Raw genomic sequence first — 23,509 nt, 5'->3', positions numbered from 1 at the left:
TTTTTTAAATACCAAATTCCAACTGTTTTGTCTCTCTGAGCGTCCCGAGGCTTCGGGAGAAGAGTTAAAAGAAAATATTAAATATAAATCAAAAATAAATTTAAATTATGGGACAATTAACTCAATTTGCGCCATTTCTATTGATGTTTGTGGTAATCTATTTCTTCATGATTAGACCACAACAAAAAAGAGCTAAAAACGAAAAAGAATTTGAAAGCGGCCTAAAAGTTGGTGATAGAATAGTTACAAAAAGTGGTTTTCACGGTAAAATTGCTGAATTAGCAGAAACTACCGTTGTAATCGAAACTATGTCAGGAAAATTAAAATTAGAGCGTTCAGCGATTTCATTAGAATTGAGTGCAGCTTTGAATAAAAAAGCATAATTTTTTTTAAAATTACAATATTCAAAATCCCAAATTCCAAAAGGAGTTTGGGTTTTTTTTGCGCATTATTGTCATTTTGACCAAAGGGAGAAATTAAACTCGCTGATCGCTAAAGATTGGCGACAGGACTTGTGGAGTTTCTGGTGTGATTTCTCCCTTTGGTCGAAATGACAAAAAATAGTTGTGTACTCTCGTTTTTCGGAATGACATACTATGTGGGAATGCTTTGTAGTTATAATAGGTTATTCTCTGTGTGGTTGCTTCGTTCCTCGCAATGACATTGTTTGCGCATAAAAAAACCTTTGTCAAAGTTTTAAACTTTGACAAAGGTCTCGTATAGTTTAGTTCTTCGACTTCGCTCAGAATGACAAAGTATTGGAATTTAGATCCGAGTGATCGCGAATTGGCGAAGCATTTGGAATTTGGAATTTTTAATTTGGAATTTTTTAAAAAAAATCACCTGTATTTATCATTCAGTCCAACATTAGCCAGAATCATCGGAATCACTTTTTCAATTCTTGAAAGTTTGGTTTTTTCTTGTTTGGCGGTTTCAATATATTCTAAAAACTCATATTGTTTGTAAGGCGAGAATTTATTAAAAGCTTCTTTTATAGTTGGATTTTGGGTCATTTCTTTCTCTAAAAGTTCAGAAACAATTGCTTCTTTTTTAGAAGGTTTTATAACTTTTCCCTGCTTTTCATTTTCAATTGCTTCAGAAATATATTCTAAAACCATCGCCTCATTTACTTCATCTTTGGATGTAAAACGCCACTGACGCAATGATTTAGTTTTGTCTTCCTGAGCATTTACGAGTTTCTTTTTGGTGTCCTTCAGAAAAACACCATTGAAAAACCAAATGGCAAAATAGTCTTTAAATCCCCCAATTCCGATCACATTTTTCTTGTTATAAACATAAACTGGACCGCCCCATTTTGTGGTTTCGATAAGTTCTGTTTTATCGATGATAGATTGAAGAAGAAGGAGCTCTTCTTCCCATTTATCACCATATTTCCAAATGCCTTTATTTTCGGATTGTGATTCCAATTATTTCTTTGATTTAGATTTTTCAGCTGTATCAAAAATCCCTGGATTAGCTGTTAATTCAGCAATCTTTACAATTACATCAGTTGCTTTTTGGATACTTTCTGCAGGAACATATTCGTATTTTCCATGAAAGTTATGACCGCCCGCAAAAATGTTCGGACAAGGTAATCCCATAAACGATAATTGAGAACCGTCAGTTCCGCCGCGAATTGGTTTAATGATCGGTTTGATGTTTAATTCTTTCATTGCTTTTTCGGCAATATCTACAATATGTTTTACTGGAAGAACTTTTTCTTTCATATTGTAATATTGATCTTTTACAACTGCAATTACGATGTCTTCACCAAATTTCTTCGCGAATTTTTTATTGAATTTTTTGGCAATTTTTTCAATAAGCTCTTTTCTTTTTTCGAATTTCTTTTTGTTATGATCACGGATAATCAATTCTAAAACCGTTTCTTCGATGTTTCCTTTTATATGATGTACGTGAAAAAATCCCTCGTAACCTTTTGTTTCCTCTGGAGTTTCGCCTTTCGGAAGTTCATTAATAAACTCATTTGCCAAAAGCATTGAGTTGATCATTTTTCCTTTTGCATAACCAGGATGAACGCTTTTTCCTTTAAAAGTAATTTTAGCTCCAGCCGCATTAAAATTTTCATATTCTAATTCACCAATCTGGCTTCCATCCATCGTATAAGCCCATTGAGCGCCAAATTTTTCTACATCAAAATGATGCGCACCGCGGCCAATTTCTTCGTCTGGCGTAAAACCAATTCTGATTTTTCCGTGTTTAATTTCTGGATGCTGGATAAGATATTCCATTGCTGAAACAATTTCTGTAATTCCAGCTTTGTCATCGGCACCTAACAAAGTTGTTCCGTCAGTAGTGATAATGGTTTGACCTTTATACTGCAGTAAATCTTTGAAATAATTTGGAGATAAAACAATGTTTTTTTCTGCGTTAAGAATAATATCTTTTCCATCGTAATTTTCTACGATTTGAGGTTTTACGTTGGCACCGCTAAAATCTGGAGAAGTATCAAAATGAGAAACAAAACCAATAGTTGGTACTTCATGATCAACGTTACTTGGCAGTGTTGCCATGATATACGCTTTATCATCGATAGTTACTTCATCCAAGCCTATTGCTTTTAGTTCTTCAACTAATTTATTGGCAAGATTCCATTGTTTCTCCGTACTAGGTGTTGTTTGTGAATTTGGATCCGATTCGGTATCAATTGTTACATAACTGATAAAGCGGTCTATGATATGTTGCATTTCTTTGAATTTTTAGCAAATATAGAAAATTTTTTCTGCTCAATAATTTAGCTTCCTATATCTGAATGAATAAAAAAAGGGATTCTCTGCAGAATCCCTTTCAGTTGTTTTACTATAATTATTTACTCTTTACACATCTAAAACCCACATGGTTTGCGGCAGATCTAATTTCGCCTTTTCCTCTCGTTCCTACCATATATCGTGTACAATATTGATCAGTACATAAAAATGAACCACCGCGATGTACACGTTTTATTTCTGTTGGATCATTAGGATCGTTATAAGCATCAGGACCTGTCGGATTTTTTACAGTTTTACCGCTTTCTGCCAATGATTTATAATAATCTACACTGTACCAATCGCTAACCCATTCCCATACATTTCCAGCCATATCATACAAGCCGTATGAATTGGGTGCGTATTTCGCTGTTGGAGCAATTCCTTTAAAACCATCTTCTCCAGTGTCTCCATCTTTAATTGGGAAATTTCCCTGATAGATATTCGCCTGAAATTTTCCTTTTGGTTTTAAATCATTTCCCCAAGCATATAAATTTCCTGTCTTACCGCCGCGTGCTGCAAATTCCCATTCTGCCTCTGTTGGAAGTCTCTTTCCCGCCCATTTCGCATACGCAGCAGCATCTTCATAAACCACGTGTACTACAGGATATTTTTCTCTCCCTTTAATAGTACTTTGTGAGCCATCTGGATGTTTCCAGTCGGCTCCTGGTTCGTAGCGCCACCATTGCATAAAATTATTCAGATTAACTGCAGATGGAGTAGGTGTAAATACAACAGATCCTGTAATTAACTGTTCGTCAGTTGCAGTCGGAAATTCTTCTTTAGTTGGTTTTTGTTCTGCAACAGTTATATAACCAGTTGCTTTCACAAATTTTTCAAATTCTTCATTGGTAACTTCAGTTTCATCCATATAGTAGCCGTCCACATAAACGCGGTGAATAGGAGCGGCATCTTTTGTTACCCCTTTTATACTGCACAAACTTTCGTCTTCGACATTGCTTCCCATAGAAAATTCACCTCCAGGAATCCAAACCATTCCAGCAGGAGCTTTTCCTGTCGGTTTAACTTTATTTTCAATTGTTGCTTTAAAAGCAGAAGATTCGGAAGTGTTTGGAATCTCATGACATTCTGCAGCGGCAACTATTTCTTTTTTGGGTACAACTAATTTAGTATAACTGTAAGCAATTGAAATAATGGAAATTGTCAGGACAGCGATAATCCAAAATGTTTTATTTTTCATGGTATATGATTTTGATCTGATATTGGTTGTCAAATAGATGGGATAAAATTATAAAATAAATTCATTATAGTATAGTAATTATATAGGATTAATAAATATTATTTATCTTCTTCAACTAAAACTACTTCATATTTGTCTTTACCATCAACCTTAACTGGCTGGTAGTAGGTTTCGCCAAACTTTACATACTTTACATCTCCAATTGTAACTTCTTCTCCGCCTTCTGGCAAATTGTCGACAATAGTTCCCGCCGTTGGAGGTACTACTTTATAAGAACTGCCATCTTTTTCATAATAGGTTCCTCCGTAATAATAATTATTTACTGTTCCCGTATTGACAGTCTGTGCGCCGCTTGGGATATTATTTACAGTTCCGCCGACTGGTGCTGGAACAGCTGTATAGCCTCCATTAGATGGTGCATACCAAACTCCCTGATCGTAATGATATTGCGTACTTTCGACACTCACTACTATTGCTGTAACGGCTAAAGTGGCAACAAAAAATCCCCAAGGATGCCAAACAGGTCCATAATAAAACGGTCTGTACGGATGAAAATAATACGGATTGTAAGCATGATATCTATAACCGCCGTATACATAAGGAGGGCGGGCATACACGACGGTGTTTCGTCTAACAACTGTATTTCGATTATTGTTGATGGTAATATCTCGACTTCTGTCAACATTTCTGGTATTACCGCTTATGTTTGTATTTCTGTTTCCAGTTCTATTTCCATTAATGTTGTTGTTATTTCTATTTGTAGAAGTTGCTGGTCTCGTAACTTTATTATTAGAGCTTGAAGGTCTAGTAATTTTATTATTATTTGATGCTGCTGGTCTGGTTACTCTATTTGTAGAAGAATTAGCAGGACGTTTTATACCGCCTCCATTAGAACCAGGTCTAGACTGTACAGCTGGTCTTGTGTGCGTTGCTCCGCCGGCTCTGTGGGCAGCACCGCCTCCGCCATGACGCTGTGCAAAACTATCTATTGAAATAAGGAAAAATGTTCCGATCAGACACGCTATTGCTGATCTTTTTACTGATTTGGATATGTTTTTCATTTTCAGTTGTTTAGATGAATTAAAGTTATGAAAAAAAATGTTCGATTTTGAGAAATTTCTCAAATTTTTAAAAGTACTTATTTGAATTACAGCGAAATATCCCATTGTATTCTAAAGCGCCAGCCTTGCTCTAAAGGAAGTGTTTTGTCTTGAAAACTAAAATAACTTACCTCAGAAGTGAGTTTATTTTTATGTCCTTTAAAAAACCAGTTAAAAGCCAATGTAGATTCGTCTTGTCTATTTTGTCTAATGGAATTATCGGGTCTATATGCCGCATGTCTTCCTGCCATTTCTAAGTGTTTGGGCCACCATTGGAAAATATTATGAAAAAAATACCCAGCCTGAACATAATATCCTTTTAATGTGGTGGTATCGTTATTATTCAATCGATCAATAATTTCCTTGGTATGCCATTCGCTCTGCCACGAAAAGCCACGGTACATAAACGCAGTTTCCAGATTCCATTGGTTTACTCTGTATTGACCAGGCAGACCATCTTCATAACCATCTAATGAGCCGCCGCCTGCCTGCGAAAAACGCGTATAAGGGCTTCGGTTTGTTATGGCTGAAAAAGCAACGATCGGAGTCGGTTTTTCATGAAATTCTAAATCACAGCCTTCAAAATCAAGAAATCTTCCTAAAAAATTCCATTGTGCGCGTCCAAAATACATTAAATGATTATCGTCGTTTGAAGTGCTCCCTCTTCCTGTTCCTGTTAAAGCAGCAAACCAGTAATTAAAATCGGCTATGCCGCTTCCTTTTAAATGGCCATAAACTTCGGCTCCTAATTGTCTGTCCACTGTAAAAGGCCTATTAATTAAGGATCTTTCAACCATCTGCTGTTCACCGCTGCTAATGAAACGTTCGCGGGTAAATTCTGTTTTCCATTGCCCGACTTTAAAGCTCAGCCAATCCCACTTTTCGATCATAATTCTAAAGTCAAGTAAATTTGACTGACTCAATTCGTATTCCCAATAATATTTTAACCAAGGTTCAAAAGCATGACCGCCAATTTTTAATCTGGCTCGGTTTATTTTAAAAGTTGTTTTGGCATCTTGGCTGTAATCGTCATAAGTTAGAGGATCTGTATCATAAGGAGTAGAAAAACGAAATTGTAATCTGCTTTGTAATTGAAATAAAAACTTATTGTCTTTCGTCTGTAGTTCAATTCCTTTATTTCCATACCGAACATTCATAAGTTTAGTGGTATCTTTCCCTTGCTGCGAAAAGCCTTTAAAACCAGCTAGCAATAGAAAAACTAAAAGAAGGTTAGAATTACGATTTGTTTTGTTTGCGATATACATAAGCTCGATTGGTTTGTATTAATCCAATTATTTTCCTCCAAAGTTTTTTGCAATTCCTAATCCAATTCCCCAGCTGTCATACGCATTCCATTTAAAATCATAGCTGATGGTGCCAAAAACTTCCCACCCTTTTGGAAGTTCGTATCCATATTCTGCTCCAGCCCGAGTCAGGAAGAAATCTTCTTCTTTAGCAAATTCACCACCGAAACCTAAAAGAAAACTCCAATGTTCATTTGGTTTGTAAATTCCCATAACGGCAGGAGCAATAGGATAACTTCTTTCAATAGTTTCCTTATCATCTTCGCTTGCAAGGTTTTTTTCGACTTTAAATTTTTCAATTATAAAATCGGTATGGAGACCTATTGCCCATTTTTCATGAAACTGAAAGGTATAATCAATTCCCCATGCAGGCAGACTTAGAACTTCGCGATTTCCTTCGTCGTCACGACCTTCAAAAACGTGAATATGATTAATAGATATTCCTATTTGATGATGCGGACTAAATGATTTCTCTTCCTTTTCCTGAGCTGTAATTTTTGGATACCCTGAAAAACAAAAAAGGATTATCAGAAGAGTTCTTATTCCAAATAGGTTATTGATTCCTGATGTCGTTTCATTTTGCATAACTTCTATTTTATTTGATGAAGAGGATTGCAGATTTTTTTTTCTTAAATAGCTCAAAATTAAATAATAAATAATCCAGAGTAGGTTGTTCAAATCCTTGAAGTTGTTTCATTTTATAACTTGCAACCTTAAAATTTAAATTTTTGACTTATATCTTTATAAATAGGTTTTGAAGAATTGAACAAAATAGAAATTATTTGTTTTGGTAAAAAAGCACCTTTTTAAACTATAATATTTAAATTTGCACCCAAAATAAACAACAACACACTTATGTATAAATTGATAATTCGTCCGATACTTTTCTGGTTTGATCCTGAAGAAGTGCATTACTTTACTTTTTCATTCGTTAAATTCATTTCAAAAATTCCAGGAGTTTCTTCAATTATAAGATCAATTTATGAGGTAAAAGATTCTCGATTGGAAAGAGAAGTGTTCGGAATTAAATTTAAAAATCCAGTAGGACTTGCTGCAGGATTTGACAAGGATGCCAAGTTGTATAAAGAGCTTTCTGATTTTGGTTTTGGTTTTATCGAAATTGGAACTGTAACGCCGGTTGGTCAGGAAGGGAATCCTAAAAAACGTTTATTTCGTTTAAAAGAAGATAAGGCTATTATTAACCGAATGGGTTTTAATAACGGAGGAGTTTTAGAAGCTGTAGAGCGTTTAAAGAAAAACTCTGGCGTTTTGATTGGAGGAAATATTGGAAAAAATAAAGTAACGCCAAATGAAAATGCTGTAGACGATTATATTATTTGTTTTGATGCTTTGTTTGACCACGTTGATTATTTTGTGGTAAATGTGAGTTCGCCAAATACACCAAATTTAAGAGCGTTGCAGGACAAGGAACCTTTAACGGCTTTATTGCAGACTTTGCAAGACAGAAATATTGAAAAGCAAAAAACAAGCACGCAGCGAGTAAAACCAATTCTTTTAAAAATTGCTCCAGACCTTACAGATGAGCAGTTGTTAGATATTATTGATATTGTAAAAACAACACAGATTGCTGGCGTAATTGCGACCAATACCACAATTTCAAGAGATGGTTTACAATCTTCAAACCAATCTGAAATGGGTGGATTGTCTGGAAAACCGTTAACAAAACGTTCTACAGAAGTTATTCGTTTTCTTTCGGAAAAAAGCAATAAAGCATTCCCAATTATCGGAGTAGGAGGAATTCATTCTACAGATGATGCTATTGAAAAACTAAATGCAGGTGCAAGTTTGGTGCAATTGTATACTGGTTTTATTTACGAAGGTCCAGCGCTGATCAAAGCTATTAACAAAAAAGTTTTAGGGCAGTTGTAAAAGAAGTGCCTGAATAACGAGTCCGACTACTATTGCAATTCCAAAACTGATTAAAGTTCCAATCATTACATATTCGGTTAGTTTTCGGTCTTTGGCTTCTTTTAAATCTCCAAATCTAAAAATAGATTTTGCAGCCAATAAAAAGCCTATTGCTTCAAAATGTCCAGTCAAAATAAAACAAACTACAAATAAACGTTCTAATATGCCAATGTAATTTCCTGCATTGGCAAGAGAATTGTCCTGGTGGCTATTTTGACTTTCTGGACTCCAAATTGAAATTATGGTTTTAATAAAAATGGAAGAAGGTTTGGTTACCAATAAAATTCCAGTGATTAGAATCCAGAATTCATTCATAACCCAAAAATCGATAATGCCATTATTTTGGTAAAGAAACGTAACTCCAAATAAAATCAAAAGATGCGCAATTTGATCGACTACAAACCAAGTACGTTTGTTTTTTGGCTTTTGAAAATTCAATTTGATTAAATCAATAACACCGTGCGTAACAGCAATTAAAACTGCATACGGAATAAAACTGATTTGCCCGACTAAAACAGCTGCTAGAACTCCATGAAGTAAGACATGAATATATAAGTAAATACTTTTATGTTTTTTATGCTCTTTATCGGTAACCCAAGAATTTGGCTGCCAGATAAAATCACCCAATAAATGAGCTAGAAGCAGTTTTATAAATAAAATCATGAGGCTGTAAGTTGTTTTATTTGTTTTCTAAAATATCGATCTAAATTCATAACCAAATCAAATTGAGCGCGTTTTTGTCTTCGGCTTACGGCAGCTTGGTTAATGCCTAGTTTTTGTCCTAATTCTTCTTGAGATAAACTCGGATTTTCTATTGCAGCGGCTACAAACTCCGCCGACTGTACCAGCCAGCTGTCCATAAATGTCAAGGCGAGCTGAACCATTAAATTTATCTTTTCGTCAAAATTAATATCGCCTGTTCGCAGCGCTAAAGTGACTTTCTGCTTTTTCAATGTTTCAAAAAGTTCTCCAGAATGGATGAAAGCAGAGCCATTACTTTCTGAAATTCTTTCGGCGTTATGTGTTTTATCTCCAAAACCAATACTCATTCTGGCATCAGATTTTAGGGCTCGTAAATGTGCTTTTACCAAAATTGCAGTCAGTAGTGTATCTTCAGGGTTCGGAACTTCAATTTGAAATTCGTCACCACGGTAAACTTCCCATTGACTTGGCATCTTACCAAATGGAGCTAAGATTTTTTTTAAATCCTCAACCCAATGATCTGATTTTTGCTGTCTTGAACCTATTATGTCGCCTGTAATAACACTAGTCATAACCAAATATAATTAAAAAATAATAAACTTTCTATTACAAATATAAGTAATAAATTTAATTATTACGTTTTTTGGTAATATTTTAAATTATTACGTTTTTGTGTAATAATTAACCCTATTACGGTATTTTGTAATAATTTCGATTCCAATAAAATTATATTTTATTTATTTAAAAAAGAAACTAACTTAGCCATTACAAATGAATAAGCTTTGAATAAAGAAATCAAAATTATTGAATGTCCTAGAGATGCCATGCAAGGCATAAAGGATTTTATTCCAACAAAAAATAAAGTTTCCTATATACAGGCATTGCTTAGAGTAGGCTTTGATACGATTGATTTTGGAAGTTTTGTTTCTCCCAAAGCTATTCCGCAGATGCAGGATACTGCAGCGGTTTTAGAACAGCTGGATTTATCTCAAACTTCGAGTAAACTGCTTTCTATTATTGCTAATACACAAGGAGCAGTTACGGCTGCAGGCTATGAGCAAATTCAATATTTAGGGTTTCCATTTTCTATTTCAGAGAATTTCCAGATGCGTAATACGCATAAAACGATTACAGAATCTTTGGTCACACTAGAAGAAATTCTAGCAGTTGCTGCTAAAAAGAATAAAGAAGTGGTAACCTATCTTTCAATGGGTTTCGGAAATCCTTATGGAGACCCGTGGAATGTTGAAATTGTAGCAGAATGGACAGAAAAACTTGCAGGAATGGGCGTAAAAATCCTGTCACTTTCAGATACAGTAGGAACATCTACACCAGAAGTTATTACGCATTTGTTTTCGAATTTAATTCCGAAATACCCGCAGATAGAATTCGGAGCACACTTGCATACTACTCCAGACAGCTGGTTCGAAAAAATCGATGCAGCAACAAAAGCAGGTTGTACAAGATTTGATGGTGCAATACAAGGTTTTGGAGGCTGTCCTATGGCAACCGATAAATTGACGGGTAACATGCCGACCGAAAAACTGATTTCTTATTTTACTGCTAATAAAAAAATAACGGGTTTAAACTCACTAAGTTTTGAAAGCGCTTATAATGAAGCTTCAAAACTGTTTGGAAAGTTTCATTAAAAAATGGTTATATTTTCTTACCTTACATAATGATTGTAAACATTCAGCGTTACATTTATTATCAATATAATTGTTTGATATGAAATCAAATTTTCTAGGTAAAATTTCAGGTATATTTTTAGTGGCTTTTTTATTTTTTTCCTGTTCGAGTGAATTAGATTTCGATCAGGTCAAAGATTTAAAACTCGAACCAGTGGTTGTAGCAAATCTTGCTTACTTCGATATTCCCGCAAATCAGCTTATAGATGATGGCGGTACCAATATTGCTTATGATATAAGAAATTTTGATGTTTTTAAAGAGAGCTTTTTCACTAATCGGTTAAACAAAGCAGAATTTAATTTTGAGATTGAAAACATTATCGATCGAACTTTTGTTCTAAATATGCTGCTGATGAACGATGAAAGTGAAATACTGGAAACAATATCTTATACCGTTCCTTCCTATAATGGAACTACTACTATTATAAAATACCCAACAGAAGTTTTTGAAAATGAGCGATTAGCTCTTTTAAAACAGACTACAAAAATCGGTTTTGTTGTTTTAATTGCTGCTGGGCCGCCATTAAACGATGAAAGTTTAGGAAATTTAAAATTAAGATCAAGTGCAACAGCTTATTTAGTGATTGAATGAGAAAAATATATCTGATTTTCTGTATCGTTTTTCAGCTTTCTTGTTTCTCTCAAAATAAAGAACTGCTGTATAATTTCACTTCGATTCCGCAGTCTTCCCTTGTAAACCCTGGGGCTGACGTTTCTTACAAATATTATTTTGGATTTCCAGTTTTGTCTGGAGTTTCTGCCAATTTGGGTTCGAGCAGTTTTTCTGCCTATGATTTATTTGCAGATAACGGAGTAGATTTTAATCAAAAAGTGCGAGATGTTATTAATAAATCGTCTGGCAATGATAAAGTAGTAACCAATCAGCAGCTAGAAATATTCTCTGGCGGATTCAGAGTTGGAGGCCGAGAAAGCCGCTCTTATGTTTCCTTCGGATTGTATCAGGAATTTGATTTTTTTATGTACGTTCCAGAAGATCCGGCTTTACTGGCATTGAATGGAAATAGAGATTACATCGGTAAATCATTTAATCTTGGAGATTTAAGCGCTAAAGCTGAGGTACTTTCGGTGCTTCATGTTGGTTTTCATAAAAAAGTAAATGATAAATTTGTTTTTGGAGGACGCGCAAAGATTTATTCCAGTGGTGCAAACGCAACTTCAACCAAGAATTCGGGATATATTTACACAGGCGAAAGTGCAGGAACACCAAATCTGTATAATCAAATTATTTCGTCAAATTTAGAATTAAAAACTTCTGGAATTGCCACTTTTACAAAAGACGAATACGAAGGAAATATTGCTCGTGATATTGCCAATAATACTTTCTTCAACGGAAGTTTAGGACTGGGAATCGATGCAGGAATAACTTATTATATAAAAGATAATTTACAGCTTACAGCGAGTATAGTCGATTTGGGTTTTATAAGACAGTCCAAAGACATTGAGACAATTACCTACAAAGGAACATATCAATACAATGGCGTAAATCCTGACTTTATGGGTAATGATGATCCAGAAGATGTTTTTGATGAATTTGAAAAAGCAATTGCAAGAAATACACTTTACAATAAATATACTACTTGGCGTCCCACTAAATTTTATTCCTCCATTCAATACTCCTTTGGAGAAGCACGTCCTGATGACGAATGCAATTGCAGAGGTAAGGTCGAAAAATACTATAAAAACGCAGCAGGAGCACAGGTATTCGCGATGACTACGCCAAGAGATCCTTTGGTTGCTTTGACCGCTTTTTATCGAAGAAATATTTTTAGAAAATTAGATGTAAAAGCTACCTATACTTTTGATAAATTTTCAAACAAAAATATAGGACTCGGACTCGCAGGAACGATTGGGCCGGTCAATATTTATGCTTTAGTAAACAATATTCTTGAATACAAAGATTTGTCAAAAGCCAGCAGTGCAGCATTTCAGATAGGTATAAATTTTGTTTTTGAGGGTAAAGAAGATTAGGTAAAAACTTCAATTTTTTAAATTCCGAATTCCAATAAAATACAGGTACTGTATTGGAATTTGAAATTTTAAAAGAGTAAGATTAAGATTAGTTGGAATTTGGGATTTAAAAAATTTGGAATTTTCTTAAAGTTTGGAATTTAAAATTTGGAATTTTGAAAGTAAGTTTTTTCTTGTAAAGTCAAATTTATGAATAAGTTAGTATTCAAGTTTCCAATTTATTCACTATATTTGCACGCAATTCAACTAGAAATTGCAACATGATAGCACACAACTCCAAGATTATCGGCGAAGGTTTAACTTACGACGATGTATTATTAGTACCTAACTACTCGAATGTGCTTCCCCGCGAAGTGAGTATCAAATCAAAATTCTCAAGAAACATCACACTAAACGTTCCAATCGTATCTGCTGCTATGGATACTGTTACCGAAAGTGCAATGGCAATCGCTATGGCGCAAGAGGGCGGAATAGGTGTTTTACATAAAAATATGACTATCGAACAACAAGCAGGAAAAGTTCGAAAAGTTAAGCGTGCTGAAGCAGGAATGATTATCGATCCTGTTACTTTACCACTTAATTCTACTATTGCAGACGCTAAAAACGCCATGAAAGAATTCGGAATTGGCGGTATTCCAATCGTTGACGAAAACAAAATCTTAAAAGGAATTGTTACCAATCGTGACTTACGTTTCGAGAAAAATGGTGCAAGACCAATCATTGAGGTTATGACGAGTAAAGACTTAGTAACTGTTGCTGAAGGAACTTCTTTAGAACAGGCTGAAGTTGTTTTGCAAGGTCATAAAATCGAAAAATTACCAGTTGTAAACGATAAAAACGAATTAGTTGGTTTAATTACGTTTAGAGATATTACAAAATTAACTCAAAAACCAATCGCAAATAAAGATTCTTTTGGACGTTTAAGAGTTGCTGCTGCAATTGGAGTTACTGGAGACGCAGTTCAAAGAGCTGAAGCTTTAGTTGCTGCCGGAGTAGACGCAATTATTATCGATACAGCACACGGACATACAGAAGGTGTGGTTAATACATTAAAAGAAGTAAAATCAAAATTCCCTCAAATTGATGTAATTGTTGGAAACATTGCAACGCCGGAAGCTGCTAAATATTTGGTAGAAAATGGTGCTGATGGTGTAAAAGTTGGAATCGGACCTGGTTCTATTTGTACTACACGTATTGTTGCAGGTGTTGGTTTTCCTCAATTTTCAGCAGTTTTAGAAGTTGCTGCTGCTATTAAAGGAACTGGTGTTCCTGTAATTGCTGATGGTGGAATTCGTTATACAGGGGATATTCCTAAAGCAATCGCTGCAGGTGCTGACTGTGTAATGTTAGGTTCATTACTAGCAGGAACAAAAGAATCTCCAGGAGAAACTATTATTTTTGAAGGAAGAAAATTCAAATCGTACCGCGGAATGGGGTCTGTTGAAGCAATGCAGACTGGTTCAAAAGATCGTTATTTCCAAGATGTTGAAGATGATGTAAAAAAATTAGTTCCAGAAGGAATTGTTGGTCGTGTTCCTTACAAAGGAGAATTAAACGAAAGTATGCTTCAATTTATTGGTGGACTTCGTGCAGGAATGGGATATTGTGGTTCAAAAGATATTCCTACTTTACAAGAATCTGGACGTTTTGTTAGAATCACGTCAAGCGGAATCACTGAAAGTCACCCTCATAATGTAACTATTACTAAAGAAGCTCCAAATTATTCTAGATAATTTTTAATTTTCTTTGTAAGCTTCGGAGAAGCAAAATATTTATAGATAAAATTATACGTTTATAATACAGAGCTCCAGCGGAGCGACATTTTTAATCTAATATATGTCGCTCCGCTGGAGCTTTTTCAATTGTTTAATGAAATTCTATAAATATTTTACCCCGCTGGGGTTTTATCTAATTTCTAACTAAAATCGGCTGTTTAAAATGTCTTCAGTAACAACATCAGAATGGAGTAAATCTTCCATTTTTTTTGTCATGCGCTGTGCTTCTAATGCGTAACCAAACATCTTTTTTTCATAATCAGCAATTGCTTCATCTATTGTTTCAAATTTTCCGTCGGTTAGGTTTTTGGTTAAATGATAAGCGTCGAAAAGTCCCATGTTTACGCCTTCACCTGCAAAAGGGGGCATTAAATGTGCTGCATCACCAACAAGAGTAATATTGGAATGTTCTTTCCAAGATTCTTCTAGCGAAAACAATCTTAACGGTAAACCTGAGAATTCAGTTGAGGCTTTAAAGAATTTTTGATAGTCGTCTCCCCAGTTTTTAAAAGTTTCGTTTAAAAATGAAATTACGGACTGATCATTTTCAAAGTCAATTTCGTTATTTAAAATCCAGTTTTCATCAGCTTTAAAAGAAACTCCAAAATGAACAGAACCATCGCGCATAGTATGCGTGTAAAACATTTTTTGTTCACCCATTGCCATAACATTTCCATTTCCGTATTTGGGCTTGAATTCAGGATAATCTAGATCTGGATTCTTAATTTCTCCTTGAATGATATAAGTTCCAGAAAGTTTTGGTTCTTGATCGCTTACAAATTTTCTTGCATTAGATCTACCGCCATTTGCTACAATCACAAAATCGGCAGCTGTGGTTTTGCCGTTTTTGAATTCCAAAAAGTATTGGTCTTCAGTTTTCTCATTATTAATTAACTGACTGTCCCAAACAACTGTATTTTCCTCCAGATTATCCAGCATGATTTTTCTTAAATCATTGCGGTCAATTTCTGGGCGGGAAAAAGCATTGCTTTCATCTGGCATTTCATCAGAAGTAATATTTCCGTCAATATCTGCCATTTTTTCGCCGGTTGGTCGTGCGTATTTGCGAAACTCCTCCATCAAACCCGCTTTTTGAATCGCATATTGACCAGAATCTGAGTGAATGTCAAGAGTTCCTCCCGAAGTTCGAGCTTGAGCATTTATCTCTCTTTCGTAAACCGTTACATCCACACCATTTATTTGTAAAATTCGAGCCGTTGTAAGTCCCACGGGACCACCGCCGATTATCACTATTTTTTTATTTTCTATAATTGAATTTTTCATTTTACTAAAATTAAAATTTAAAATTGATATTGATATTGAATTTTGCCATTACCATTGTCTTAAGGAGTAAGCGCCTTTAAAACCAAATTAAAAGCTTCATTTTTAAGATCATCATTAAACTTAAAAGGTTTTCCTGACATGGATTTTCCTTCTCTGTGAAGTTCTAAAAGAGAATAAAGCGAGCCATAAGCAATACTCCAAAATACTTCAAAAGTGACTGGAATCAGTTCTTTTTTCTCAATTGACGAAAGCATAAACTGTGACATCGTTTGTTTAAAATCGCCTGTAATTTCCTCTACAATTGCATCACCATAACTAGAATGTTTCAAGAGCTCAAAACAAGTAGCTTCCAAGGTAAAATGGAGCATGAAATAAATACGATTTTCCCATTGATTTCGTAATCCGTCTTTAAAAGACATTTCAGAAGAGAATCCGTCAAGCATTTTATCAAAAAAGTTACGGCCTATTTCAATTCCAATCTTACGAATTAGATCTTCTTTGTCTGAATAGTAAATGTAAAGTGTTGCTACAGATACACCGCATTCTTTTGCCAGCCGATTCATTCCAAAGCCTTCGACGCCTTGTGAAACAATCATTTCGATTGCTTTTTGCTTTACAATTTCTTCTTTATTAGTATCTCTTGTTCTCATAATTTCGTTAATTATGTTACAAAGATATAAATAAATAATAAATGAACGATCGCTTAGTTATGTTTTTTTGAGGTTCTAAGATTCTGAGGTACTAAGATGCTAAGATTTAATGGTTAATGGTTAATGGTTTATGGTTGATGGTTTATGGTTGATGGTTTATGGTTGATGGTTTATGGTTTTTGGTTTGTGGTTTTTGGTTGTTGGCTGATGGTTTGTGGTTGGTGGTTGGTGTTTTTTACTTGTTGGTGATTGTACTTTTACTATCTGCAATTTCAAATTTATGTATTTGAATTGCCTCCAGCTATAGCTGGAGGTTATGGAAAAGAAGAGGAAAAGGCTTCAGCCAAATCTTTATGCATATCTCTATTTTATAGCACAAAAAAAGCTGAAACAATATTAAATCGTTTCAGCTGATTTTGTACTTATAGTATATTTTACAAAGTCTTTGTTGGCTCGGCTTCTCTAAGATTTTGATTTTCTAAAATCTCTTTTAGATATGGTTTTGTCTGTGTTTCAATTTCAGACTCCGATATATTTAAGGCTTCAGGATCTGATGCTAATTTCAACCAAGGCTTTGGACCGTCAAAATCGTAACTTCCAAACACAACTACCGGAGTTCCTTTTACTTTCACATTTTCTTTGTCTTTTAAAATCCATTCATCTGCAAACTTGTACAAATATTTAGCATCTTTTTCTAATAATCTTAAACAAGAATGAGACGCAGGATATCCTGGTAATTCATATTGATGGAAACCAACACCAAGTTTATTTTCGATATTAAAATTCCATTTTAAATCCCACTCGTCATTAAACGTGCTGGTTGTTTGTTCTGCTTTCCAATTGGTAAAAAATAATCCAGTTGGAGTAGGATCTTTTTTTCTACCCATGTTTGTTGGTCCTGTATAAACTAATTCGCCATTTTCGTAAGCCGCAAAAGTTTGTGTTGGATAGGAAAAAATGATAATTTTTGAAACTTCCTGCAAAGCTGCAACATGCAATGGAAACGGAAGATAATAAACCAAATCACCAGTAAAATCTGCTGGAATAACAACAGAATCAAGTTTTTTGAAATTTGCTTTATCAGTTCTGTTTAAGGCATAAATAATATCCATTTTGCTTTTGCTGCTGTCGGCTTCATTTGTTTTCAGCCATTCTTTCGTTTTTTGAATTTGATAAGAAACAGCAGATTCTGGTTTCTTATATTCAATTGCTTTTTTGGTAGTTTTATTTTCAGTTAGATTGATTGTATCGCTTTTTTTGCAAGAAACTGCTAAAGTTAGCATCAATATAAGTAAGGCGTTTGCTGTGTAATATAACTTTCTCATAGGTCGTATTTTTATGATAGTAAAGTTATAAATGTGATAGCTAAAAAGGGTTACATAATTTTTTGAATAGTTTGTCTGATTTTCATTTATAAATTGTATTTATTTGAACTAACTCGTCTAAAAATAATTGAAAAAGTTCAAGTAGTTGCTTTAGTATTTGTAAATCATTAATTTTTTCATTTGCATAGTAAGATAATTCAAATTCGTCTTCAGGCATTTTTTGTTCCCAAATTCCTTTTTGATCTGATATTTGAATATTAACGTCTTTTTGTTTTAAAAGCAAATTACGAATTGTGCTATTTCGTAGTAATGATTTTATTTTGAATTCATTATTACTTTTAATAGTAAATGATTTGTCGAATTTTGCTATACCAATTTCAATATCTTGAGCTCCAAATATTTTTCCTACTTTACGAATGAATCCTTCTGAATATATTTCAAACTTAAAATTATCTTTTAAAGTAATTGGAACAATAATTCTGGTCATTTCTGTGCTATATTTTCCAGACCAAAGTGTGAAGTTATCAAAGACTAGATTCCAGTTTTTGTGTCCAATCTTTACAGAATCTGAATACGAAGAATATCCTTTTATGAAAGTACCGTTAGTATCTTCTGCGAATTGCTTCCAAATAGATGTTTTATTTTGAGCGTTGTGAAACATGATTTTGAGGCTTACTAAATCAAACCTTTTATTTTTGCATGCTGCAGCAATAAAATAGTCTTAGCATCTGTAATTTCACCAGATTCAATCATATTGTAAGCTTCATCAAAAGTATATTCTAAAACTTCAATATTTTCTTGTTCAGCGTCCAATCCGCCGCCAGAGCTTACTTTCATGCTTTCATCATATTCTCCAATAAAGAGATATAAAATTTCAGTTACAGATCCTGGCGACATGTAAGTTTCGATTACTTTCTGAACCTTTTTTAAGCGGTATCCAGTTTCTTCTTCTGTTTCGCGAATAATAGCCTGTTCTGCATTGTCTTTATCTAGAAGTCCTGCACAAACCTCAATCATCATTCCGGTTTTATTTCCGTTAAGATAAGTCGGCAGGCGAAATTGTCTGGTTAGTATAACCGTTTTTTTCGCAGTATTGTATAACAAAATTCCTGCGCCGTTGCCGCGGTCGTATACCTCACGAATATGCGATTCTTTTTTTTCGTTTTCCTTTGTATAGTTAAAAGTAACTTTGTTTAATACGTACCAATTGTCTGATAGCAATTTGGTATCTGTAATTTCAATTTCTGGATTTTTTCTCATTTTGGAAATAGTTTCATAAAAAAAAACGCTCTGATTATCAGAGCGTTTAAATGTATTATTTTGTTATTGTTTGCTTTCTGTCTGGTCCAACCGATACAATTTTGATTGGCACTTCGATTTCTTTCTCAATAAATTCAATATATTCTTTAAGCTCAATTGGTAATTGATCGTAAGTTGTCAATCCAGTTAAATCTTGTTTCCATCCTTTAAATTCTTTGTAAACCGGAGTAACATTTTCTGGTTCAATGTTATAAGGGAAGTGAGAAATGTTTTGTCCTTTATAATTGTATTCTGTACAAACTTTTAAAGTTTCGAAACCAGAAAGTACATCACCTTTCATCATCATTAATTGCGTAACTCCATTTACCTGCACAGCATATTTTAAAGCTACTAAATCTAACCATCCGCAACGTCTTTGTCTTCCTGTTACAGATCCAAATTCGTTACCAACTCTTGCCATTGTTGCGCCAACTTCGTCAAAAAGTTCAGTTGGGAAAGGTCCGCTTCCTACACGTGTAACGTAAGCTTTGAAAATTCCGTAAACCTCTTTGATTTTGTTAGGAGCAATTCCTAAACCTGTACAAGCTCCAGCTGCAGTAGTATTTGATGAAGTTACGAAAGGATAAGTTCCGAAATCAACATCTAATAAAGATCCTTGCGCACCTTCACAAAGAATAGATTTACCTGCTTTTTGAGCTTGGTGCATGTATTCTTCACTGTCAATGAAATCTAATTTTTTCAATTCTTCAATAGCTTCGAAAAATTCTTTTTCAAGTTCAGCTAAATTATATTGAATATTAACATCGTAAAAAGCAATCATAGCTTCATGCTTGTCTGCCAATGCTCTGTATCTTTCTTTGAAATCTTCCAATTCGATATCACCAACACGTAAACCATTTCTACCAGTTTTGTCCATGTAAGTTGGTCCAATTCCTTTAAGAGTAGAACCAATTTTTGCTTTTCCTTTTGATGCTTCAGAAGCTGCGTCAAGCAAACGGTGCGTTGGTAAAATTAAATGCGCTTTTCTAGAAATGATTAATTTACTTTTGATATCAAGGTTAAATTTCTCTAAACCTTCAATTTCTTTTTGAAAAACTACTGGGTCAATTACAACACCATTTCCGATAATATTTACTGAATTTTTATGAAAAATTCCAGAAGGAATTGTTCTAAGTACGTGTTTGATTCCGTCAAATTCTAATGTATGTCCTGCATTTGGTCCTCCTTGAAAACGTGCAATAATATCATAATTTGAGGTAAGAACGTCAACAATTTTTCCTTTACCTTCATCTCCCCATTGTAATCCTAGTAATAAATCTACGGTCATTCTGTTTTTAATTTGCGTTGGGACAATCTAAGTTGTCCTACTGATTATGTAGTTAATTTTCTTTTTTTTGTTTTTTCTGAAAAGCCTTTTTTTAGACTATGAATTTTGCTTTTTGTTTCCGTAGAAATAAAGCGAATGATTTGTAATTTCAATATCGAAAATTTCTTCGATTGTCTTTTTGATGGTTTGAATTCTTGGATCACAAAATTCAATTACTTCTCCAGAATCAGTCATGATAATATGATCGTGCTGTTTATCAAAGTATGATTTTTCGTAGTAAGCTTGATTTTGTCCAAATTGATGTTTTCTAACCAAAGCGCAGTCCAACAATAACTCGATCGTGTTGTATAAAGTAGCCCTACTCACGCGATAGTTTTTGTTTTTCATTTTGATATACAAATTTTCGATGTCAAAATGTTCCTCGCTGTCGTAAATTTCCTGAAGTATAGCATAACGCTCAGGAGTTTTGCGATGCCCTTTTTGTTCAAGATACATTGTAAAAACGTTTTTTACAATTTCTTGATTTCTAGTGTTGTCAGTTGAAATGAGTGTCATATCCGGCAAAGATAATTTTTTATTTTTAATCAATAAAAGTTTCGGGTTTAAAGTTTAGTTATAAAACCCTTATAGATAGGTTAAAAAGTTAGGTTCTGTATTCTCGCGTCACTTTATCGACCCCGTCAATTTTCTTAATCGCATTAATCATTTTCTTCAAAATGGTGTTATTTTTTACAATTACAGCAATTTGACCATGAAAAATTCCAGCATCTGTGCTTAACGAAATACTCTGAATATTCACACTCATATTATTCGAAATTACCCTTGTCAATTGGTTGGTAAGTCCTAAAACATCCATTCCCGTAATATTGATAATCGCCTTGAATTCTTCCTGCGAAGAGTCGATCCATTTGGCGCTCATGATTCGGTATGCATAGTTAGACTGCATTCCAATTGCATTCGGACAGTCTTTTTTATGCACTTTGATTCCCTCATTAATCGTGACAAAACCAAAAACATCATCACCTGGAATCGGGTTGCAGCATTGCGAAAGTTTGTAATCCAGTTTATCATGTTCGGTTCCAAAAACCAGCATGTCATAATTGCTGCTGATAACTGGTTTATGAATATCCTCTGCAGCGGTATCTTTATTTCGTTTAATTTTATTTTTAAAGAAATTGATAAACGAATTGCTTTTCTGCGCAGCATAATCTTTTAACTGCTGATTTTCAATTGCTCCAATTCCGACTCTGTAAAATAAATCTAAACTTGTTTTTAGTTTGAAGAAGTTTACTAATTCATTAATAACCTGTTCGTTGATATTTACTTTTAAGTGTTTTAATTTTCTCGTAAGTAATTCTTTTCCTTCTTCTGCAATCTTTTTAGTATTCTCGTTAAGAACGTTTTTAATTTTATTTTTCGCACGCGATGTCGTTACATATTCTAACCAGTTTACAGTTGGTTTTTGGTTAGCAGATGTAATAATTTCAACCTGATCACCACTTTTAAGTTCGTGATTTAACGGTACCAAACGTCCGTTTACACGAGTTCCTCTGGTTTTAATTCCGATTTCAGAATGAATACTAAAAGCAAAATCTAATGAAGTAGCACCTTTTGGAAGCGATTTAATTTCACCTTTTGGTGTAAAAACGAAGATTTCTTTTGAATATAAATTCATTTTAAAATCTTCTACAAAATCAACCGCATTGGTTTCCTGATTTTCTAAAGCTTCGCGAAGTAAATTCAGCCAAGTGTCCAGACCGCTTTCTTCGGTTGCACCGTTTTTATATTTATAATGTGCTGCATAGCCTTTTTCGGCAATTTCGTCCATACGTTCACTTCGCACCTGAACTTCAACCCACCGTCCTTTTGGTCCCATTACTGTAATGTGAAGTGCTTCATAACCAGTTGATTTTGGAGATGAAATCCAATCACGAAGACGGCTCGGACTTGGTCTGTAGTGGTCAGTTACGATGGAATATATTTTCCATGCTACAAATTTTTCATCGTGAGCATCAGATTTATAGACAATTCTTAGCGCAAATTTATCGTACACTTCGTCAAAACTTACATTTTGCGCACGCATTTTTCTGCGGATAGAATAAATAGATTTTGGTCTGCCTTTGATGATATAATCAATGCCTTCATTGTCTAAAGATTTTTTCAAGACATCTGAAATATCTTTGATATAAGCGTCTTGCTCTTCTTTAGTTTCTCGAATTTTGCTTACAATGTCATTGTAAACTGCAGGTTCCGTATATTTTAATCCTAAATCTTCTAATTTAGTTTTAATATTATAAAGTCCGAGGCGGTGGGCTAAAGGAGCATAAATGTATAAAGTTTCAGATGCAATTTTAGTCTGCTTATATTCCGCCATCGAGTCCATTGTCTGCATATTATGAAGACGATCGGCAAGTTTGATCAGAATTACACGGACATCATCATTCAATGTCAGAATCATTTTTCTGAAATTTTCAGCCTGCATTGAAGCATTTAAGTCTTTTTGAACTAGCGAAATCTTCGTAAGACCTTCTACCAACTGCGCTACTTTCGGATTAAATAATCGCTCAATATCTTCAACTGTAATTGGAGTATCTTCTACAACATCGTGTAGTAAGGCCGCGGCGATAGAGGTCGCTCCCAGACCAATTTCTGAGGCAACAATTTTTGCAACTGCAATAGGATGAAAGATATACGCTTCTCCCGACTTACGTCTCTGCTCTTTATGAGCATCAACAGCAACATCAAAAGCTTTTCGAATTAATTTTTTATCGGTTGGACTTAAAGTTTGGTAACTTATTCGAAGTAATTCCTTGTATTCCTGTGCAATAGCTTTATTTTCTTTTTCAATATCTATTTCTGTCATAACGGCATAGTTCAAGTACTAAAAATAAGCATTTGTTTGTATATACGCAAGCGTTTATGATTACTGATTTTAGTCCCGAATCTTTGGGATTGATTTTAGATTTTTTGCTCTTAGAAATGGGCTTCGACTTCGCTCAGCCTGACATTTTAAGAACTGCTTTGTAGAGAGAATTAAAAATTAAAAATTATAAATTAAAAGGCGTAGACTTTTAATTTGAACCTCAGAACCTCAGAACCTCAGAACCTCAGAACCTCAGAACCTCAGAACCTCAGAACCTCAGAACCTCAGAACCTCAGAACCTCAGAACCTCAGAACCTCAGAACCTCAGAACCTCAGAACCTCAGAACCTC

General features: G+C 34.3%; 22 protein-coding genes. 6 read left to right on the top strand and 16 right to left on the bottom strand.

Features of this window, described 5'->3' with window-relative positions:
- Window positions 1-107: 107 nt before the first annotated feature.
- Complete coding sequence (yajC, locus tag BSF42_RS20585) at window positions 108-383, top strand: preprotein translocase subunit YajC (RefSeq protein ID WP_095954979.1); 276 nt, start codon at window positions 108-110, stop codon at window positions 381-383.
- A gap of 456 nt (window positions 384-839) precedes the next feature.
- On the opposite strand, the gene BSF42_RS20580 is transcribed toward yajC, so the two are convergent.
- The 6 genes from BSF42_RS20580 to BSF42_RS20555 all read right to left on the bottom strand — a co-directional run bounded on the left by BSF42_RS20580 (window position 840) and on the right by BSF42_RS20555 (window position 6,952).
- The gene (locus tag BSF42_RS20580; protein WP_095954978.1) at window positions 840-1,427 is read right to left on the bottom strand and encodes a YdeI family protein; all 588 of its coding nucleotides are present in this window, start codon (window positions 1,425-1,427) and stop codon (window positions 840-842) included.
- Window positions 1,428-2,705 carry a peptidase T gene (pepT, locus tag BSF42_RS20575; RefSeq protein ID WP_095954977.1) on the bottom strand — a complete coding sequence of 426 codons (1,278 nt, stop codon included), beginning with the start codon at window positions 2,703-2,705 and terminating at the stop codon, window positions 1,428-1,430. It lies immediately after the preceding gene.
- Between the two features lie 118 nt (window positions 2,706-2,823).
- Window positions 2,824-3,963: a formylglycine-generating enzyme family protein gene (locus BSF42_RS20570; RefSeq protein ID WP_095954976.1), complete on the bottom strand. Its 1,140-nt coding sequence runs from the start codon at window positions 3,961-3,963 to the stop codon at window positions 2,824-2,826.
- Between the two features lie 98 nt (window positions 3,964-4,061).
- Window positions 4,062-5,024 carry a DUF6515 family protein gene (locus BSF42_RS20565; protein WP_095955036.1) on the bottom strand — a complete coding sequence of 321 codons (963 nt, stop codon included), beginning with the start codon at window positions 5,022-5,024 and terminating at the stop codon, window positions 4,062-4,064.
- Between the two features lie 86 nt (window positions 5,025-5,110).
- Complete coding sequence (locus tag BSF42_RS20560; protein ID WP_095954975.1) at window positions 5,111-6,328, bottom strand: OprO/OprP family phosphate-selective porin; 1,218 nt, start codon at window positions 6,326-6,328, stop codon at window positions 5,111-5,113.
- Window positions 6,329-6,355: 27 nt separating this feature from the next.
- On the bottom strand, window positions 6,356-6,952 hold the full coding sequence (locus tag BSF42_RS20555; protein ID WP_141248490.1) for a hypothetical protein: 597 nt from the start codon (window positions 6,950-6,952) through the stop codon (window positions 6,356-6,358).
- Between the two features lie 270 nt (window positions 6,953-7,222).
- On the opposite strand from BSF42_RS20555, the gene BSF42_RS20550 reads away from it, so the two are divergent.
- Complete coding sequence (locus BSF42_RS20550; protein ID WP_095954973.1) at window positions 7,223-8,257, top strand: quinone-dependent dihydroorotate dehydrogenase; 1,035 nt, start codon at window positions 7,223-7,225, stop codon at window positions 8,255-8,257.
- On the opposite strand, the gene BSF42_RS20545 is transcribed toward BSF42_RS20550, so the two are convergent.
- Window positions 8,243-8,959 (bottom strand): DUF3307 domain-containing protein, encoded by a 717-nt coding sequence (locus BSF42_RS20545; protein ID WP_095954972.1) that lies wholly within the window; start codon window positions 8,957-8,959, stop codon window positions 8,243-8,245. The genes BSF42_RS20550 and BSF42_RS20545 overlap by 15 nt on opposite strands.
- Window positions 8,956-9,570, bottom strand: a complete 615-nt coding sequence (locus BSF42_RS20540; protein WP_095954971.1) for a hypothetical protein — start codon at window positions 9,568-9,570, stop codon at window positions 8,956-8,958. Before BSF42_RS20540 ends, BSF42_RS20545 begins: the two co-directional genes overlap by 4 nt.
- Window positions 9,571-9,780: 210 nt before the next feature.
- Here BSF42_RS20540 and BSF42_RS20535 point away from each other — a divergent pair, with 210 nt between their 5' ends.
- The 4 genes from BSF42_RS20535 to guaB all read left to right on the top strand — a co-directional run bounded on the left by BSF42_RS20535 (window position 9,781) and on the right by guaB (window position 14,408).
- Entirely contained in the window at window positions 9,781-10,647 is an 867-nt protein-coding gene (locus BSF42_RS20535; RefSeq protein WP_095954970.1) for a hydroxymethylglutaryl-CoA lyase, read from the top strand.
- A gap of 79 nt (window positions 10,648-10,726) precedes the next feature.
- Entirely contained in the window at window positions 10,727-11,278 is a 552-nt protein-coding gene (locus tag BSF42_RS20530) for a hypothetical protein (RefSeq protein WP_095954969.1), read from the top strand.
- Entirely contained in the window at window positions 11,275-12,675 is a 1,401-nt protein-coding gene (locus BSF42_RS20525; protein WP_095954968.1) for a DUF5723 family protein, read from the top strand. The genes BSF42_RS20530 and BSF42_RS20525 overlap by 4 nt, the downstream gene beginning before the upstream one ends.
- Before the next feature lie 260 nt (window positions 12,676-12,935).
- Window positions 12,936-14,408 carry an IMP dehydrogenase gene (guaB, locus tag BSF42_RS20520; RefSeq protein ID WP_095954967.1) on the top strand — a complete coding sequence of 491 codons (1,473 nt, stop codon included), beginning with the start codon at window positions 12,936-12,938 and terminating at the stop codon, window positions 14,406-14,408.
- 186 nt (window positions 14,409-14,594) lie between these two features.
- On the opposite strand, the gene BSF42_RS20515 is transcribed toward guaB, so the two are convergent.
- From BSF42_RS20515 to BSF42_RS20480, 8 genes are all read right to left on the bottom strand, one after another.
- Window positions 14,595-15,734 carry an NAD(P)/FAD-dependent oxidoreductase gene (locus BSF42_RS20515; RefSeq protein ID WP_095954966.1) on the bottom strand — a complete coding sequence of 380 codons (1,140 nt, stop codon included), beginning with the start codon at window positions 15,732-15,734 and terminating at the stop codon, window positions 14,595-14,597.
- A 59-nt stretch (window positions 15,735-15,793) separates the two neighbouring features.
- Entirely contained in the window at window positions 15,794-16,384 is a 591-nt protein-coding gene (locus tag BSF42_RS20510; protein ID WP_095954965.1) for a TetR/AcrR family transcriptional regulator, read from the bottom strand.
- Window positions 16,385-16,818: 434 nt separating this feature from the next.
- On the bottom strand, window positions 16,819-17,709 hold the full coding sequence (locus BSF42_RS20505) for a L,D-transpeptidase (RefSeq protein ID WP_095954964.1): 891 nt from the start codon (window positions 17,707-17,709) through the stop codon (window positions 16,819-16,821).
- Between the two features lie 82 nt (window positions 17,710-17,791).
- The gene (locus tag BSF42_RS20500; protein WP_095954963.1) at window positions 17,792-18,370 is read right to left on the bottom strand and encodes a hypothetical protein; all 579 of its coding nucleotides are present in this window, start codon (window positions 18,368-18,370) and stop codon (window positions 17,792-17,794) included.
- A 14-nt stretch (window positions 18,371-18,384) separates the two neighbouring features.
- The gene (locus BSF42_RS20495; protein ID WP_095954962.1) at window positions 18,385-18,969 is read right to left on the bottom strand and encodes an NUDIX domain-containing protein; all 585 of its coding nucleotides are present in this window, start codon (window positions 18,967-18,969) and stop codon (window positions 18,385-18,387) included.
- 55 nt (window positions 18,970-19,024) lie between these two features.
- Complete coding sequence (locus BSF42_RS20490) at window positions 19,025-20,296, bottom strand: adenylosuccinate synthase (RefSeq protein WP_035649096.1); 1,272 nt, start codon at window positions 20,294-20,296, stop codon at window positions 19,025-19,027.
- A 96-nt stretch (window positions 20,297-20,392) separates the two neighbouring features.
- Window positions 20,393-20,851, bottom strand: a complete 459-nt coding sequence (locus BSF42_RS20485; protein WP_095955035.1) for a Fur family transcriptional regulator — start codon at window positions 20,849-20,851, stop codon at window positions 20,393-20,395.
- A gap of 88 nt (window positions 20,852-20,939) precedes the next feature.
- Entirely contained in the window at window positions 20,940-23,159 is a 2,220-nt protein-coding gene (locus BSF42_RS20480; protein ID WP_095954961.1) for a bifunctional (p)ppGpp synthetase/guanosine-3',5'-bis(diphosphate) 3'-pyrophosphohydrolase, read from the bottom strand.
- Window positions 23,160-23,509 lie beyond the last annotated feature (350 nt).

Origin of the sequence: Flavobacterium sp. ACN6 (assembly GCF_002304005.1) — a bacterium.
In the GTDB taxonomy this organism is placed as follows: Bacteria; Bacteroidota; Bacteroidia; order Flavobacteriales; family Flavobacteriaceae; genus Flavobacterium.
The sequence above is the reverse complement of the archived record's forward strand: the minus strand, read 5'-3'. Positions and strand labels throughout refer to the sequence as shown.

Coding starts and splice junctions, on each gene's coding strand:
- BSF42_RS20500 (WP_095954963.1), bottom strand. CDS start 18,370: ATGTTTCACAACGCTCAAAATAAAACATCTATTTGGAAGCAATTCGCA.
- BSF42_RS20505 (WP_095954964.1), bottom strand. CDS start 17,709: ATGAGAAAGTTATATTACACAGCAAACGCCTTACTTATATTGATGCTA.
- BSF42_RS20525 (WP_095954968.1), top strand. CDS start 11,275: ATGAGAAAAATATATCTGATTTTCTGTATCGTTTTTCAGCTTTCTTGT.
- BSF42_RS20570 (WP_095954976.1), bottom strand. CDS start 3,963: ATGAAAAATAAAACATTTTGGATTATCGCTGTCCTGACAATTTCCATT.
- BSF42_RS20540 (WP_095954971.1), bottom strand. CDS start 9,570: ATGACTAGTGTTATTACAGGCGACATAATAGGTTCAAGACAGCAAAAA.
- BSF42_RS20495 (WP_095954962.1), bottom strand. CDS start 18,969: ATGAGAAAAAATCCAGAAATTGAAATTACAGATACCAAATTGCTATCA.
- BSF42_RS20480 (WP_095954961.1), bottom strand. CDS start 23,159: ATGACAGAAATAGATATTGAAAAAGAAAATAAAGCTATTGCACAGGAA.
- BSF42_RS20550 (WP_095954973.1), top strand. CDS start 7,223: ATGTATAAATTGATAATTCGTCCGATACTTTTCTGGTTTGATCCTGAA.
- BSF42_RS20555 (WP_141248490.1), bottom strand. CDS start 6,952: ATGCAAAATGAAACGACATCAGGAATCAATAACCTATTTGGAATAAGA.
- BSF42_RS20515 (WP_095954966.1), bottom strand. CDS start 15,734: ATGAAAAATTCAATTATAGAAAATAAAAAAATAGTGATAATCGGCGGT.
- pepT (WP_095954977.1), bottom strand. CDS start 2,705: ATGCAACATATCATAGACCGCTTTATCAGTTATGTAACAATTGATACC.
- BSF42_RS20560 (WP_095954975.1), bottom strand. CDS start 6,328: ATGTATATCGCAAACAAAACAAATCGTAATTCTAACCTTCTTTTAGTT.
- BSF42_RS20545 (WP_095954972.1), bottom strand. CDS start 8,959: ATGATTTTATTTATAAAACTGCTTCTAGCTCATTTATTGGGTGATTTT.
- yajC (WP_095954979.1), top strand. CDS start 108: ATGGGACAATTAACTCAATTTGCGCCATTTCTATTGATGTTTGTGGTA.
- BSF42_RS20485 (WP_095955035.1), bottom strand. CDS start 20,851: ATGACACTCATTTCAACTGACAACACTAGAAATCAAGAAATTGTAAAA.
- guaB (WP_095954967.1), top strand. CDS start 12,936: ATGATAGCACACAACTCCAAGATTATCGGCGAAGGTTTAACTTACGAC.
- BSF42_RS20565 (WP_095955036.1), bottom strand. CDS start 5,024: ATGAAAAACATATCCAAATCAGTAAAAAGATCAGCAATAGCGTGTCTG.
- BSF42_RS20510 (WP_095954965.1), bottom strand. CDS start 16,384: ATGAGAACAAGAGATACTAATAAAGAAGAAATTGTAAAGCAAAAAGCA.
- BSF42_RS20490 (WP_035649096.1), bottom strand. CDS start 20,296: ATGACCGTAGATTTATTACTAGGATTACAATGGGGAGATGAAGGTAAA.
- BSF42_RS20530 (WP_095954969.1), top strand. CDS start 10,727: ATGAAATCAAATTTTCTAGGTAAAATTTCAGGTATATTTTTAGTGGCT.